Raw genomic sequence first — 16,417 nt, forward strand, 5'->3', positions numbered from 1 at the left:
TCACGATGTACCTCTGGAAAATTCCCGGAGCCGGCTGATAACCGAAAGTCCGGCCCTCCCTAAGAATTTGATGTCTTGAAAAGACCTAATAGCTAAGAGTTTTTTAATGATAAATCTCGGCGTCAGAAATGATTTGTAGAGTCCTTTAGTCAAATCCTTGATATCTTCATTGCTCAAGGCGCTCTTTATCACAGACTCGGTCATGTCATAGCGATCCCAGTCTTCCGTTACCAACCACCCGTTCTTTTTGCATTCGTCAAATAAGGGCGTCCCGGGATACGGGATGATTATCGATGACTGCAAGCTGTCTACCCACCCTTTGGCAAACAAATCGCGGGCAAAATCGATTGTCTTCGTGGCGCTTTCCTTAGTCTCCCAGGGATAGCCGACCATCGTGGTTATATGCGGCTGTAAACCGGCTTGCTTGGCCATCCGACATGCTTCGGCTATTTCTTCCGTGGTCGTACCTTTATTAACACGATTCAGCACTGTTTGATCTGCCGCCTCTAATCCATAAAGGAGCATCCGGAAACCGGCTTTAGCCATCATATCGTAATGTTTCTTCTTGAGAGCGCCGGCTCTCATATTGCAGTTCATCGTGACTTTCTTGTTGTAGCCCCGGTCGATCATCCCTTGACAGAACGTCTCCAGCCATTGACCAGCGGGAAACGTCCCGGTATCGTCCATGATTTCGCGTACCCCATATTTCCCTATCAACTCGCCGATTTCATCAAGGACGTTTTCCGGTTTCCTCACCCGGTATTTGGGAAATATCGTCGTCCAGGAACAGAATGTACACTTGCCCCACCAGCAATCGCGGCCTGCCATGACATAAGCGCCCGGTCGTTTCCTGAAATTCCCGTTCTTGTAGGCGTAGAGGCGCCATTTTGTCAGGTCCCGGTCGATTGTCGGCTCGTCATTCAAGTCATGTTTGAGCTCGAACTTGCCCGTATTATCTATGTCACTGTTCCGCCTGTACCAAACCCCGGGTTCCAGCGCGGACCCGCGTGACAAGTGGTCGGCCAAGTTTAACAGGGAGAAATCATAATCGCCGCCGGTCAGAACAAAATCGACCCGGCAGTTCTCCATGCTTTCACGTGGCAGCGCGGTTACATGGTCGCCCAACAGAACAACATTGGGTTTCCAGTCATCGGTCGCCAAGGCCTTGAACTCGTCAACAATCCGCCAGTGTTTTTTAACAACCGGCGTCTTGGTCTCGATTGCTATTATGTCCGGGTTCTCTTGCCGGACCATATCGACAAAGCGCGAGTAGGTCAAACCCTCCGCGATACCGTCTGCCCAAACCACGTCGTACCCTTTTGACTTCAGCAAGGTCGCCGCCGTGGCGGGCACCACCGGATAAATATAGGTCGGTTTGTTGAACCACTGGAACTGCCGGTTCTGGGTGAGAAGCGGAATACCTTTCCCATCCTCAATCGGCGGATATGCGATCATTACTTTCATTGTTTAAGTTCCCTCATGAATAGGCCTTTCATGAAATAGACGCCATAGGTGATATGTGTTGAGACGATCCCGGGTATGAACAACAGACCCACCTTCAGATTGTTCTTCATAAACGCAACCCAGGCCGCTGAAAACACGACGGCCGTAGCATAAACAGTCAGACATAACAGATAGACAATCGCCAGCCACTTACTGGCAATAGCCAAAGGAATACCGCCGGCCAAGCCGACGACAAACAGTGACGGGACAAAGTAAGCCAGCTTAAGAGATGTGCGCGGATATGTCTTGGCAAAATATCCGCGATGTTCAGCGTATCCGGCAATCTGTTTGAGATGCGGACCGAACAGACGCCTTCTGTGGTGCCAGACCAATACGTCCGGATCGTATATTATTTTTTTGCCTAAATTGACGACGTCCAGGCAAAGTTTCGTATCCTCGCCGGGCCAGTAGTGAGTGTCAAACCCTCCAACCTCGGAAAACACGTTCTTTCTAATGAGCAGGTTGACGGAAGGAAAATCGTAGACTTCGCGCGGGCCTTTCGGTACATAGCGATACGTCAAAGTGCCGGCTCCCAATCTGCTTTCCAACACGGCCCCGGAGGCTTGCTGACGGACATCGTCGTCGTCGGGCGTAACGGCAGGCCCAACCACTGCGGCCACGTCATTATTGTGGAAATGCCTGGCCGCGTTGATTAACCAGTCGGCTCTAGGATATGCGTCGTCGTCAAGAAACGCCAGAATCGAACCGTCGGCGTATTTAAGGCTTAGGTCTCTCTTTTCAGCCGGTCCGATCGGCCCCGAGGGAATGACCCTGATTTCCTCGGGAAAATCCGCGGGTTTTTGTCCTTCGTCGGGAAATATGATTACCTCATAATTCCGATACCCCAGGTCATGAAGGTGACGTACCGACGTTCCGACATAATCGTTGATCTCTTTAACGGGAATGATTATCGAGACCGACGGCTCGGACTCGGCTACCTCAATGAAAATATGGTCTCTATCATAGTATTTCAGGATCCGCGAACGGTAGAAAATAGCGGCCGTGTCCAACAAAACTCTCCAAGCTGCGCGCAAGTTGGTCGTTGTCGAGAATTGTTGCTTGATCTCGATCGGAGCCTCCAACACCTTCTTGTATCCCAGACGGTGAGCGACAACAAGAATCTCGAGGTCAAACGCATATGCCTTGACCAGCACTCGAGGTAACACTTTCAAAAGCACGTCCCGCCTGAAGAGCTTTAAACCCGCCTGCGTGTCCTTTACGTTGATTTGGAATAGCATCGTGATCAGCATCTGATAAGCAACGCTCTGCATCCGGCGAAACAAAGGATAGTGAACGTTCGATTGAGGGTGTCTCTTTGACCCGATGACAATATCGGACGCGTATATGTCCATAAGTTTGATGAATGTGTCTATTTCGTGAGGATCGATGCTCATGTCGGCGTCGATGAACGTAACGAGTTCGCCTGTCGTGCGGACGGCGCCGTATTTCAAGGCATATCCTTTGCCCATGTTGTGCTCGTAGGAAAAAACTTTCAGGTTTTCAGAACTGTTCTTAACGGCCTCGCGAAAAGTATCCTGGCAGCCGTCACAGACGACGATGACCTCGTAAGGTCGGTTAAGTGTTTTTAATTCTTCCTCAAGCCGGACAAGGTTCTCACTTATGTGCTCGCTTGCCTTGTACGCGGGTACGATGACCGAAAGTTTTCGACTCATGACAGTTTCGCGTTCGTCATTATCTACCTACGCTTAGGTAGCAGAAACCAAGATTTGCCATCTCTCGTGGGTCAAAAATATTGCGTCCGTCAATAATCAACGGCCTTGCCAATCGCTGTTTAAGTTCGAGTAGATCAGCTTGTTTGAACTCGGACCATTCCGTCACGATCAGTAGACAATCACTTCCATCGGCCGCATCCATGGCTGTTCGGCAATAATCAATATCCGGCAGCGCTTTTGCCATGTTCGCGGCGGCAACCGGGTCATAACCTTTAACGTTGGCTCCTGCCGCAAGCAACCACTCGGCAATGTCGAAAGCGGGCGCTTCGCGGATGTCATCTGTCCCCGGCTTGAAAGACAGTCCCCAGATGCCGATAACAGCACCTTTTAGTTCGGGCATGACCGTCCGGATCTTGTCCATAAATCTCTCGCGCTGACGTTTGTTGATATCATCAACAGCTTTAAGCAAGCAGGCGTCCGCGCTGTTTTCTTCCGATATCTGTATCAATCCTTTTACGTCTTTTGGAAAACAGCTGCCGCCGTAGCCTAATCCCGCATTGAGAAAGGCGTGCCGGCCGATTCTCTTATCAAGACGCATGCCCTCGGCGACTAACTCGACATCGGCTCCTATCTTCTCACATACCTCCGCAACCATATTGATAAACGAAATCGACATCGCCAAGAACGAGTTGCTCGCATACTTGATTATCTCGGCGGTGACCATATCCGTTACTAGAATTGGGCAATCGAGTTTCTCGTAAATGGAGCGCATTGTCTCCGTCGCGCGTTCAGATTCAGCGCCGATGATGACACGATCTGATTTGACAAAGTCCTCGACGGCCGAACCCTCCTTCAGAAATTCCGGATTTGATACCACGTCGAAGTCACCTTGATAAAGCTGTGCAATTATTTCCCTGACTCGCGCTCCCGTTCCGGGAGGAACCGTGCTCTTGTCCACGACCAGCTTGTATCCTTTCATGTTGCCGCCGATTGTTTCCGCCACCGTCATGACCTGACTCAAATCAACCGTGCCGTCAGGCGCCGTCGGTGTGCCGACGGCAACAAAAATCACATCGTTCTTATCGACCGCCGACGCTCCGTCAAGAATGAAGCTGATCCTGCCACTCTCGCGGTGGCGAATAACTAGCTCCTCCAAGCTCGGTTCGTAGAACGGAATCTGACCCTGGTTGAGTCCTTCAATCCGCGCATCGTCTATGTCGACGCAGGTCACATTATGCCCAAGTTCGGCAAGACACGCGCCGGTCGTCAGGCCGACATAACCCGTTCCGAACATCGCGATGTTCATTCTGTCTCCTGCTTCTCGACCCCTCGACTTCGCTCGGGGATGATTTAGGGGCAGACTTTGGGGTCAGGACTTTCTTCTTACGCAAGAGTCCTGACCCCTAGATGGGTCTTGTCCCCCTCACCTCAATCCTCTCCCCGTAGGGGAGAGGGAGATGTTTCTTTGTGCTCCTATCCTACTGCTTCCTGAACCATTTGATTGTTTCTTTAAGCCCGTCATCTAAGCTGACGCTTGGATTCCAGGCAAGTCTTTCTTGAGCCAACGTTATGTCGGGACGGCGCTGAGTCGGATCATCTGCCGGCAACGGTTTATTGACAGTCCGCGATGACGAACCGGTCAGGTCAAGAATCTTGTCTGCCAGCTCGCCTACTGTCATTTCAACCGGGTTGCCCAGGTTAACCGGACCCGTCTCACCCGAGGCTGTTATCGCTAAAATTCCGTTGATCATATCCGCAACGTAACAAAATGACCTGGTCTGCGTGCCGTCTCCGTAAATCGTCAGGTCTTCACCCTGCAAGGCTTGGTTGATGAAGTTAGAGACAACCCGGCCGTCATTTGCCCTCATCATCGGCCCGTACGTATTGAAGATGCGGACGATCTTCGCGTCCAGATCATACTTCTGTCGATAGTTGACGATAAGACTTTCCGCGAACCGTTTGCCCTCGTCATAGCAGCTGCGAGTGCCGATGGGATTTACGTGTCCCCAATATGTTTCTTTCTGAGGATGTTCCAACGGGTCCCCGTAGACTTCCGAAGTTGACGTGTGTAAGAACCTGGCCTTATGTTTCACGGCCAAATCGAGAACATTTTTAACCCCTGCGGCGCAAACCATTAAGGTCTCTACCGGATGGGCTTGATAGTCAGGCGGTGAGGCCGGGCAAGCCAGATTGTAGACCTCATCGAGATTTTGTCCGACATCAAAGGGTATGGTGATATCGTGTTCGATATAAGTAAAACCGGGCTCGTCAAAGACGGCCGAAAGGTTTTGCTTATTGCCGGAGATTAGACTGTCCACACATATGACATCGTTCTGTTGAAGCAACTTGAGACACAGATGCGAACCGATAAAACCGGCCCCGCCGGTGACTAAAACCGTACCCAAAAGACCTCCGCAACATCATAATCAAGCAGAAAGACAGCAGTATTATACCACTTCAAGCAGGACTATCGAAGCAGAGAGGGTTTAGGACGGACGTCGCCTTAGTCGTTACATATACTTTTTAAGTACTCTTTAAGAGGTTTACTTAAGTCCTGGCGTTCCAGGGCGAGTTCGATGGTCGCTTTCAACCAGTCGAGCTTATTCCCTATATCGTAGCGGCGACCAGTGACTTCATAAGCGTAGATATCCTGTTTCTCAAGTAATAGCGATAGGGCGTCCGTTAGCTGAATCTCGCCGTTCTTACCCGGCTCTGTTTGTTCGAGAGCCGTAAAAATCTCCGGCGTCAATACATACCGTCCGAAGATCGCCAGGTTTGACGGGGCCTCGTCTTTAGCCGGCTTCTCGACCAGTGATTTTACCTTAAAGATGCCGTCGCCGTCGGTCTCTTCTACGTCTACAATGCCATAATTTGATACCTTATCATCCGGCACCCGTTCTACGGCGATTATCGAGGCGTTGTATTTCTTATAGTTGGCAACCAGCTCTTTTGTACAGGGCGTTTCGCACATCGTAATGGTGTCTCCGAGAAGAACCGCGAACGGCTGGTTTCCTACGTATTTCTGCGCGCAGAGAATCGCGTGACCCAAACCCAACTGTCGCTTTTGGCGAATGAAGTGGATATCCGCCATATCGGCCAAACTTTTGACTTGATCAAGCGCTTCCGTTTTTTGGTCGCGCTTCAGTGTCTCCTCTAGTTCAAACGATTTATCAAAATGATCTTCGATTGCTCGCTTACCGCGGCCGGTCACAATCAAGATATCGTCGATACCGGAGGCGACGGCTTCTTCAACCACATATTGAATTGTCGGTTTGTCAACGACGGGCAACATTTCTTTCGGTTGCGCTTTGGTAGCAGGTAGAAAACGGGTTCCAAGTCCCGCTGCCGGAATAACGGCTTTCATGCCAAGGCCTCCTTGATGATGGTTCCGCCCCTGGCCAGGAGCTGCTCGACGCGCGTCCGGCTGCCCGCTTCGGCGTAGATTCTGACCACGGCTTCGGTTCCGGACGGCCTGATCATCAACCAACTGGCGTCCGCCAAGCAGAATTTGAAACCGTCCGTCGTATTTGTAGCGTCCACAACAACTCCGTCGAGCTCGGTCGGGTTGAATCGTTCAAGATACCCCAGTATAGCATCACGGTGATCCTCGTCTATCTCCACATCCGTCCGGTCGTAGAGAAAGACGCCGTGCTTTGTCTCCAGGTCGGCGTAAATTTGGCCCAAGGGTTTTCCGTAGTAGTTCATCATCTCCGTCAAGAGCGCCCCGATGAGCATGCCATCCCGTTCCGGCAGGTGTCCCTTGACGCCGATCCCGCCGCTTTCTTCGCCGCCGATCAGAACGTCCCCGCTGATCATAAGGTCGCAGACATATTTGAAACCGATCGGCGTCTCGTGGAGGTGCAGGCCGTAAGCCGCGGCCATGAGGTCGATCAAGCCCGTCGTCGACACCGTCTTGACGACGTCTCCGGACAGGCCTTTAACCTTGTGGAGATATTGCAGGATGAGAGCGAAAATCCGGTGCGGGTTTATGAAGTCGCCGGTTACGTCGACGGCGCTGACCCGGTCGGCGTCCCCGTCCAAGGCGACTCCCAGCGGATATTCGGCCGAGACCGCCCGGCCCAAATCTTCCAGGTTGGCATCCAGCGGTTCAGGCGCCACTCCCCCGAAATAAGGATCCCGCCAGTCGTGTATCTCACTGACCGGACAGCCGGCTGCCTGGAAGAACTCCCGCAGATATCCCTGGCCGGCGCCATACATGGGGTCGACGACTACGCCCATGCCCCCGTTCTTGACGATCTCCATATCCACCAGTTCGGCGAGACGGACTAGATACGGGGTTTTCGGATCGAACAGCTCAATCGAGCCGCCGCGGATGGCTTCATCGAAATCAACAAGCAACGGCTGCCGGCCGGCGGCGATGTTTTTCCTTAAACATTTTTCTATCGCGCCCGTGGCCACGGGCGAGGCGGAACCGCCATAGGACGCCTTGAACTTGAGTCCGTTGTACTTATAAGGGTTATGGCTGGCGGTAAAAACAACGGCCCCGTCGGCTTCACTATCGACCACGGCCTGGGAAATGGCCGGCGTCGGTGCGAATTCCTCAGTCAGGAGAACTTTTATGCCGTTAGCGGCGGCCACGCAAGCAGCCTCTCGGGCAAACTTGTCGGAGAGAAAACGGGTGTCGTAACCAATTACGAGTGTCGGTGCGGCCCCCTCACCTTTATCCTCTCCCCGCGGGGGAGAGGGATCTGGGGAGGAGCTCCCGTTTTTTGTCATCTGCGCTGCGGCCCCCTCACCTTTATCCTCTCCCCGCGGGGGAGAGGTAACGGTTACGCGCTTCCGTGATTCAGATATTACATAATCGCAGACTGCCTGCGTCACCAGGCGGACGTTATCGAACGTGAAGTCCGCGGCGATAACGCCGCGCCACCCGTCGGTGCCGAAAGTTATTTGTTTTATTCCGTTATCTGCCAATGGTTTCCTTTGATCAACGTCTAATTTAACTCATATAGAATCATATCTGATTCTCTGGTTATGTATTTGACTTTTCCAGAGAATTCCAGGTTTCGTCTGAATTCCGCAAATGGCGGATCCATCTCTGCGTTAAACTCTTTGGGATAAACGACAATATACTTAACTCTCAGCTTCTTTAATTCCCCGTAAACCTTATCGTCCAGCAGTCCCTGCCCCGCCGGTCCTATCTTCTTTAAAGCCTGAAGCCAAGTCTCCGGTACCAGCGAACCTCTTCCGTTAACCATTCGCGTCTGAGATATCGTCAAGTAGTATTCATAGTACGTGCTCGCGTAATGCCAAGCAATCGGGATATTCAGCACTTTTCCGGATTTCGCGTTTTTCTTTACGAACTCATATACCGGGCTCCGTGCCGGTAGAACACTGATCCTGGCGGGCGGGGGAAAATAATCGAACAGCAGCAAGGCGACGACCGTGAGCATAACAACGTTAAAGAGAATGCTTCCGGTTCGCGCTTCTTTTCCCGAGAAATACTGTGCCGTTAGATCCCTGAATCTCATAACCGCAAACCCGAGAAGCACGGCCAGCGACAGATGCCCGAGAACCATGATGCGAGCAGGCGTCCTTGAGTAATTCAACAAAGGAACGCGATCGAACAAGAACCTGTACACTGGGAAATAACTATCAAGCGACGCGCCTAGCGCTAAGGTCGCGCTAATAATCAGAACGAATATATAGAAGTATTCCACGCCCGTAACACGTCTTTCCTTGGCACGGCTAACCGCGGCTCGAAGGCGATCGAACAAGTATATGCCGGCGGTAAAGCTTAGGGCTCCGACGCTCATATAGATGTTCTTTTCCCACGAAACATTTCCATACCACTGCTTTATAAAGAGATTCGCCAACCGTGGAGAGAACTCCGCAACCGACGCCCATGGTCTGCCGCCAGATATAAAAGACTTATCGATGGCGATAAACTTCGTTATAAGCAGGAAGACGGCACCGAGCGCCGCCAGGCCAAAAAATATGGACAGACTCTTTATGCCTGCCATCAGGCTTTCTCCGTCACGATATTGCTTCGACAACCTGAAAACAACGTACAGCATTATAAAAATGAAGAAATAGAAAGATAAGCTCGGGTCGGTTAGCGCAATCAATAAAGCCGAGACACCGGACAGCAGGCCGAACAGAAGACGTTTGGAATCGAATGCTTTCTCCAACCAAAATATCGCTAATGGGACCAGGAAAATCGCCAAACTATAAAGGTGGCCGACATATAATTTCGATAGGAAATAAGGCGCCAGAGAGAAGGCCAGACCGGCAGCTATCCCGGCTTGAACACTCTTCGTGTAATAACGAACCAATGCATACATCGAAACCCCGGCCGCCGGGATCGAGAGCAAAAAAATCAGATTGTATGCCGCTATGGCTCCAAGAATCGATAAAAACGCAAACAATACATTTGTGGGAAGTCCCCAAAAATGTATCAACGGTTTTGCGTCAGATATACTGTACTGGTAATTGTCTGCAAAAAGATATTTGGGGTTTCCGTGAGACTGCTGAAAGTTCCAAAAATAGTAATACTGTTCAAGGCTGTCGCTCGCCACTAACCCTTCGCTCTTATATTGACCCGACTGCTGATAACCTACGGGAATTCCCTTATCAAAATGGGCGACAAGAGGATAGGTCCAAACTACTGCGACAACAGTAAAGCCGATGAAAAGCGCCATTATACCGGCTAGCGGTTTCTTACGGTCTGTTTCCGTCATGTCCTAACCGATCTTTTTTCGTCTCAAGATATTAGCGGCGGCATAGGCCAACCCGGTCAGCGGCGAGTCGTAAACTAATTTAGACAACCAATAGCGTCGAAATACCAGGTACGAGAACTGGTTCAGCCAGGTCCTGGTATCTTTAAAACTCCAGGCTGCAAAGTCTTTAATGTCCGCATTCAATTCCACATCTTCGATTCCGGCTACCAGACCTTCCTCTCGCGCGAACTTCAAGTGCGGCACTTGATCCATATCAATTCCCATTAAGGCGCAAGCGACCGGCTCAGAGGCTCTGATGCCGTTAGTCACGATGAGCGTGTCCATCAACACGGGCTGGCCGAAGAACGGGCCGTTTCCGTCTTGAGCATAGGTCGCGTCGACGACGACTAACCGAGGGTTCAAGTGCCTATTAGCAACTGCAAGAACCTCGTTGATCATATGGTGATATAAAGGCAGAACAGCATGTTGGACACAGCCATATTGGTTCTTCATCCCCGCGGAAATGCCGGTCAGAGAGTGCGTCTTAAGAACGGGCATCGATATGAATATGACATCATCCCCGAGCAGCGGTTCGGGTAGCGGAATCTTGATTTCCTTCCCTCGCACCGTATCCGTTACTTCCCTTACCGGCATTTCAGAAAGATTAACGAAGGACACGCCATGACGCTGCAGAATCTCGTCAAGACCGTTCCCGCGAAGCGATTCAATACATGATTGGTTGAGATAGCCTTTGTCGGATTCACAAAGGTAAATGGCGTCGGTGCGGCGTTTGAGGACAGATAGGAAAGCGTCTATCACAAGCGGTGACGTGGTCACGCCGGGTTTATAGGAAGGCCAGGTTAGATTGGTTTTTATAAAGACTTTGGAGTTTTGCGGAATAATTGAATGCCAATCAATCCCGTCCAACGCGGTCTGAATGGTTTCGATCAGATCGACATCCGACCTTGCTAAGTAAGCCCTGTCATTGGTCATCGTTTAGAATCGGATTGAAGAAATCAAACGCGTTCTCTCCAGAAATCAAGCAGATCCGTCAGCGTGGCGGCGAACTCGATCTCCGGTTTCCAGCCGGTCGCCTGCCTGAACTTGCTGGAATCTCCAATAAGCACCTCGACGTCGGATGGCCGCATCCGAGCGGGATCCTGCCTCGTCTCGATCTTGGCCGTCGACATTGTCAGCAGAGTATTCAGCATGTCCCCGATCCTGACCCCGGTGTCGGAGCAGATATTGTAAACCTCGCCTGGCTGACATTTCTCCAGTGACAACCAGTAGGCGTATACCATATCCCTAACATCAGTAAAATCACGAATAGCCTCCAGGTTGCCGACGTGGAGAACAGGTTCCGTTTTGCCCTTTTCAATCTCGGCGATCTGCTTGGCGAAGTTGGAGGTGACAAAGACGTCGCCGCGCCGCGGACCGGTGTGATTGAAAGCGCGGGTCCGGACGGCCAGGATGCCGTAGCTGGCATGATATTGGTAACCCAGCAGGTCCTGCGTCACCTTGCTCACCCCGTAGGGGCTCAAGGGCCGAAGCTGATTGGTCTCCTTGATCGGCGTTTCGTTCTCGTACACCATCCCGTATTCTTCACTGCTGCAGGCGAGTTGGATGCGCGGGTTGATTCCCAGTTCGCGGCAGGCCTCGAAGATATTGACCTCGCCTACGATGTTGGTTGTCAGCGTCTCGGCCGGGGCGCGCCACGACGTCGGCACGAAACTCTGCGCGGCCAGATGGAAGATATAGTCCGGCCGCGTCTTTTCTATGACGTCCCGGACGGAGGCCGCGTCCCTGATGTCGCAGTCAAGCAGCTTGACTTGCCCGACCAGATGCGTGATGTTGTCCATCCGGCTGCGGGGTCGGACCGTGCCGAATACCTCGACGTCCCCGCGCTTCAGACAGAATTCGGCTAGATGGCTGCCGGCGAAGCCGGTTATTCCGGTAATCAGTGCCTTCATGTTCGCTCCTTTTCGCGGGTATCAGAAACGGATCATGCCGCGGCCGACCTTCGTGTCCGGCCAGATCTTGACGCCTTTCTTCAGAACGTTTTCCTCGTCGACAACGGTATTGTCCCCTAGAATCGCTTCTTCCTCTACTCGAACTTTCGCGCCGACCGTGACGCCCTTGCCCAGGATACTGTCTTTGACGACTGCTCCCTCGCCGACGGACACGCCTTCATAGAGGACGCAACCTTCCAGACGAGCTCCTCCGGCAATAACGCAGTTGTCGCCGATAACCGTTTGGCCGAAAATGTCAGCGTCGGCGGCGACCGATACTCCAGCGCCGATCAGCGTCGGTCCAAAAACCATCGCTTTGTCGGATATGTCCGCTCCGTCGCACGCCCAGACGCCCTTCTTGATTTCGTCGCCGGCAACATCGATACCGACCTTGCCATTCAGAATATCTTTATGGGCTCTCAAATACTTTGAAGGCGAACCGATATCGATCCAGTACGCGCCGGTCGGCATCCCGAAGACCGGCTTCTCGGCCCCCAGCAGCTCAGGAAACAGGTCCCGCTCAAAAGAACAATGAACACCCTGGCTGACGCCGTTCAACACCTCCGGCTCGAGGATATAGGTGCCCGCGTTGATGAGATCGGTCGTGACCTCGTCCCAACTCGGTTTTTCCAGGAATTCGGTAACACGTCCCTTGTCGTCTATGGGCACAAGCCCGTATTGAGTCGGATCCTCGACGCTTGTCAGCGCGATGGTCACGGACGATTGTTTCTTCCTGTGGAACTCCAGCATATGCGAGATATTGAGGTCGGTCAGGATGTCGCCGTTGCAGACAACGAATGAATCGTTCAGCAGTTCGGCTACGTTCTTGACCGCGCCACAAGTCCCCAGGGGACGCTTCTCGACGACGTAGGTGATCTTGACGCCGAATTCGTGGCCGTCGCCGAGGTGCGAGTCAAATGCCTGCGGTTTGTAGCCGGCGCTCAGAATAACCTCGTCAACGCCATGCTTGGCCAGGTGCTTGATAACGTGCTCGATGAAAGGTCGGTTCATCATCGGCAGCATCGGTTTGGGGATATTACAGGTAAGGGGGCGAAGACGCGTTCCTTCCCCGCCGACCAGGATAACAGCTTTCACCGCGGCCTTCCCCGCTCGTCCACATAACCCTTTAAGGCGGCCGGATTCCCGACTACCAAACCGTAAGGCGGTACATCTTTGGTCACGACGCTGCCCGCCCCCACCATCGCGTATTCGCCGATGACGACGCCACAGACAATCGTCGCGTTAGCGCCGACGGACGCCCCCTTCTTAATCAAAGTCGGGGTAATCGTCCAATCCTCCAAGAACGCCCGTGGATGTTTATCGTTGGTAAAAGCCACGTTGGCCGCGATCAGAACATCGTCTTCAATTGTAACGCCCTGATAGACGGACACACCGTTCTGGATTTTTACGCGATCTCCAACGGTCACATTTTGGTCGATATAAACGCTTTTTGACAATACGCAGCCCGCGCCGACCTTGGCCCCTTCGCGAATCTGGACGTAGTGCCAGACCTTGGCGCCGTCGCCGACGACGGCGCGGTCGGACACCTCGGCCGTGGGATGGATGAAGGCGGTCATGAGGCGCCCGCCACAACTATGTCCAGCGCGGCTTTTAACACGTCGCGCCCTTGCGTCCCGGTAACCAACGGTTCCGAGCGTTCCTCGACCGCGTTGACGAAATGGTCAAGCTCGATCCACAACGGTTCGCCGCGGCGTTGCAGGAACGGAATCTCCGTAATTACCTCCTGGCGGTACTTGACCTCGCCTTCTTGTATCATGTCCGCCGAAACGTAGCGGTAGATGACCAGTTCTTGCTTCATGTAGTCCACGGTTATATAGGCGTCCGCCTCGGCAATGTTCAGCTGTCTGACTTTGTTCTGGTGAACCCGGCTGGCAATCAGGCTGGCTGTCACGCCGTTCTCGAACATGATGGAAACTTGGGCCAGGTCCTCCGTCGGGGAATCGTCCTTCACGTTCGCGCACATGCTTTTAACGCTTTTGATCGGCGAACCGGCCAGGTTCATGACGATATCCAGGTCGTGCACCATAAGATCAAGGACGATGCCGCTTGATATGCGCGCGTCGTAGGGACTGAAACGCCTGGCTTCGATGTGGACCGGTTTAGTCACGATATTGGCCAACTCAAGTATCGCCGGATTAAACCTCTCCACGTGTCCTATCTGCAAGATCCGTCCGCCGGTCCCGGCGATGGCGATCAGTTCGTCGGCTTGGGCGACCGTCTCCGTGATTGGTTTTTCCAGAAGGACGTCCAAGCCCGCCTCCAGGCACTCCTTGGCAAGTTCATAGTGGTGGGCGGTCGGGACGACAATGCTGACCGCGTCAACCTTGTCCATAAGTTCACGGTAATCGGCATACGCCTTGGTGTTATACTTGGCCGCCACAGCCCGCGCCTTCTTCGAGTCGACGTCAAAAACACCGACGAACTCCGTCCCTTTCATCATTGAATAGATCCGGGCGTGGTTGGCGCCCATCGCGCCGCAACCGATTACTCCGACTCTAACCATTCGCAATCTCCTTAACAGCGGCCGCTATGCGCTCCAGGTCGGCCGGGCCGACGTTTGGATGGACGGGCAGGCTAACGACCTCTTCCGCCATCATATCGGTTACCGGCAGGTTGACCTTATATCCCAGGTCCAGATAGACCTGTTGCCGGTGTATCGGTATCGGGTAGTAGATGCCGTTGCCGATTCCTCTATCCCCTAACGCTTTGACGAAATCATCGCGCTTTAAGGCAAACTCAGGCGTGATTCTGACGGTGTACTGATGGAACACATGCGTCCTATCAGGCAATATGCTAGGCGTCACCAGGCCTTTTACATCCGCCAGTTGTTCGTTCAGGAACATCGCGTTTTGGAACCGACGATCGTTATACCCGACCAGTTTCTCCAGTTGAACAAGCCCGATGGCGGCACCCATGTCCGTCATCCTGTAATTATAACCCAGTGTTTCGTGATGATAACGGACTTTCATGCCGTGCGCCCTGACCAACCTGGCTTTATCGGCGACAACCGCGTCGTCGGTTGTCAGCATGCCGCCCTCGCCCGTAGTCATGTTCTTGGTCGGGTAGAAGGAAAAACAGCCGGTCCCGAACGTGCCGGCGCACAGCCCGCGATAAGTGGCGCCGTGCGACTGGCAGGTGTCCTCAACCAGCGCGAGTCCGCGGTCCAGACAGATGTCGTTAATAATCTCCATGTCGCAAGGCTGCCCGAAGAGGTGGACGGGCATGACGGCTTTGGTTTTCGGGGTAATGGCGGCTTCGACGGCGGCCGGGTCAATATTAAAATCCTCTTCCCGGATATCGGCGAAGACAGGTTTGGCGCCGGTGTACAAAATCGAATTCCCCGAGGCGATAAAGGAGAATGACGAGGTGATAACCTCGTCGCCCGGTCCGACGCCCAGCGCGAGCAGCGCGGTGTGCAGCGCGGCTGTGCCCGAATTGACGGCGACGGCGTGCTTGACGCTCATGAATTCGGCGAACCGCTCTTCAAACTCCGCGACGCGCGACCCTTGGGCAAGTGATTTCGCCTCCATGGCCGCGGTGACGGCCGCGATTTCGTCCGGACCGATATCCGGTTCAGCTATCGGGATATGCCTGCCGCTCAAGAATCCTCTCCTTTATGCTTGCTTTTAAAATACTCAACGGTTAATGACAAGCCGGTCTTTAGTTCATTCATGGGCGACCAACCTAGTATGTCCCGCGCGCGAGAAACATCCAAATAACTTTTTTCCAGCTCGCCGGCTCGCTTGTCCTTGAACACGGCTTGGCCGGTAAAACCGGCCAGTTTCTTGACGGCCTCGAACAGCTCCAGGACCGATGTCCCGCGGCCGGTCGCGATGTTGAACGCGCCGTTGTAGCCATGATTAAGCGCCAATAAGTTGGCGGCTACGACGTCACTTACATAAACGTAATCCCGCAACTGCTTCCCATCGCCGTAAATGTTCGGCGTCCGTCCGTCCAGCATCGTCTCCGAAAAGATGGCGATGACGCCAGCGTCTCCGTACGGATTCTGCCGGGGACCGTAAACATTACCGTACCGAAGAATAGTATATGACAGACCGTAAGTTTCGTGGTAAAACCGCAGGTATTGTTCCGATACCGATTTTGTGATGCCGTACGGCGAGATGGGACTGACGACCGCGGTTTCGTCGACCGGCAGACGTTCCGTTTCCCCGTAGACCGCGCTAGTCGACGCCAGGACAAAGCGCGCGCCGAGACTCTTGGAACTCTCCAAAAGGTTGAGGAAACCCAGAATGTTCACGTCGGCGTCGAAGACCGGGTCCTCTGTCGATACCCTGACGTCGATCTGGGCCGCGTGATGGCACACAGCGTCCGGCCGCCAGTCGGTTAGCACTTTGCCTACACCTTTATCGCGGATATCAAGCTGGAAGAATTCCGCGGACGGGTTAATGTTGTCCAACAAACCCGTCGACAGATCGTCGACAATGGCTACGGCGTGACCCGCGTTCAGCAAAGCGTCGACGATGTTGGAACCGATGAAACCGGCGCCGCCGGTAACAAGGACTTTCAACTG

The 16,417-nt window shown here is 53.2% G+C and carries 14 protein-coding genes; all 14 read right to left on the reverse strand.

Going from position 1 to position 16,417, the window contains the following annotated elements; genetic code table 11:
• Positions 1–1,464 (reverse strand): radical SAM protein, encoded by a 1,464-nt coding sequence (locus WC891_01210; GenBank protein MFA5866573.1) that lies wholly within the window; start codon positions 1,462–1,464, stop codon positions 1–3.
• Positions 1,461–3,176 (reverse strand): glycosyltransferase, encoded by a 1,716-nt coding sequence (locus WC891_01215; protein ID MFA5866574.1) that lies wholly within the window; start codon positions 3,174–3,176, stop codon positions 1,461–1,463. Before WC891_01215 ends, WC891_01210 begins: the two co-directional genes overlap by 4 nt.
• 19 nt (positions 3,177–3,195) lie before the next feature.
• Positions 3,196–4,482 carry a UDP-glucose/GDP-mannose dehydrogenase family protein gene (locus tag WC891_01220; protein ID MFA5866575.1) on the reverse strand — a complete coding sequence of 429 codons (1,287 nt, stop codon included), beginning with the start codon at positions 4,480–4,482 and terminating at the stop codon, positions 3,196–3,198.
• 172 nt (positions 4,483–4,654) lie between these two features.
• On the reverse strand, positions 4,655–5,581 hold the full coding sequence (locus WC891_01225) for a UDP-glucuronic acid decarboxylase family protein (protein ID MFA5866576.1): 927 nt from the start codon (positions 5,579–5,581) through the stop codon (positions 4,655–4,657).
• A gap of 98 nt (positions 5,582–5,679) precedes the next feature.
• Positions 5,680–6,540: a UTP--glucose-1-phosphate uridylyltransferase GalU gene (gene galU, locus WC891_01230; protein MFA5866577.1), complete on the reverse strand. Its 861-nt coding sequence runs from the start codon at positions 6,538–6,540 to the stop codon at positions 5,680–5,682.
• Positions 6,537–8,111, reverse strand: a complete 1,575-nt coding sequence (locus WC891_01235; protein MFA5866578.1) for a phosphoglucomutase/phosphomannomutase family protein — start codon at positions 8,109–8,111, stop codon at positions 6,537–6,539. Before WC891_01235 ends, galU begins: the two co-directional genes overlap by 4 nt.
• Before the next feature lie 20 nt (positions 8,112–8,131).
• Positions 8,132–9,877 (reverse strand): hypothetical protein, encoded by a 1,746-nt coding sequence (locus WC891_01240; protein ID MFA5866579.1) that lies wholly within the window; start codon positions 9,875–9,877, stop codon positions 8,132–8,134.
• Positions 9,878–9,880: 3 nt separating this feature from the next.
• On the reverse strand, positions 9,881–10,849 hold the full coding sequence (locus WC891_01245; protein MFA5866580.1) for a DUF362 domain-containing protein: 969 nt from the start codon (positions 10,847–10,849) through the stop codon (positions 9,881–9,883).
• A gap of 23 nt (positions 10,850–10,872) precedes the next feature.
• Entirely contained in the window at positions 10,873–11,826 is a 954-nt protein-coding gene (locus WC891_01250; GenBank protein ID MFA5866581.1) for a GDP-mannose 4,6-dehydratase, read from the reverse strand.
• Positions 11,827–11,847: 21 nt separating this feature from the next.
• Entirely contained in the window at positions 11,848–12,960 is a 1,113-nt protein-coding gene (locus WC891_01255; GenBank protein ID MFA5866582.1) for an NDP-sugar synthase, read from the reverse strand.
• Entirely contained in the window at positions 12,957–13,442 is a 486-nt protein-coding gene (locus tag WC891_01260) for a DapH/DapD/GlmU-related protein (protein ID MFA5866583.1), read from the reverse strand. The genes WC891_01255 and WC891_01260 overlap by 4 nt, the downstream gene beginning before the upstream one ends.
• A complete protein-coding gene (locus tag WC891_01265) occupies positions 13,439–14,389 on the reverse strand; it encodes a Gfo/Idh/MocA family oxidoreductase (protein ID MFA5866584.1) in 951 nt (316 codons plus the stop codon). The genes WC891_01260 and WC891_01265 overlap by 4 nt, the downstream gene beginning before the upstream one ends.
• Positions 14,382–15,488, reverse strand: a complete 1,107-nt coding sequence (locus tag WC891_01270; protein MFA5866585.1) for a DegT/DnrJ/EryC1/StrS family aminotransferase — start codon at positions 15,486–15,488, stop codon at positions 14,382–14,384. The genes WC891_01265 and WC891_01270 overlap by 8 nt, the downstream gene beginning before the upstream one ends.
• Positions 15,485–16,414 (reverse strand): NAD-dependent epimerase/dehydratase family protein, encoded by a 930-nt coding sequence (locus tag WC891_01275; protein MFA5866586.1) that lies wholly within the window; start codon positions 16,412–16,414, stop codon positions 15,485–15,487. The genes WC891_01270 and WC891_01275 overlap by 4 nt, the downstream gene beginning before the upstream one ends.
• Between the last annotated feature and the right edge of the window lie 3 nt (positions 16,415–16,417).

The sequence above is a fragment of the Actinomycetota bacterium genome, assembly GCA_041658625.1.
Taxonomy (GTDB): Bacteria; Actinomycetota; JAHEXW01; order JAHEXW01; family JAHEXW01; genus JBAZZW01.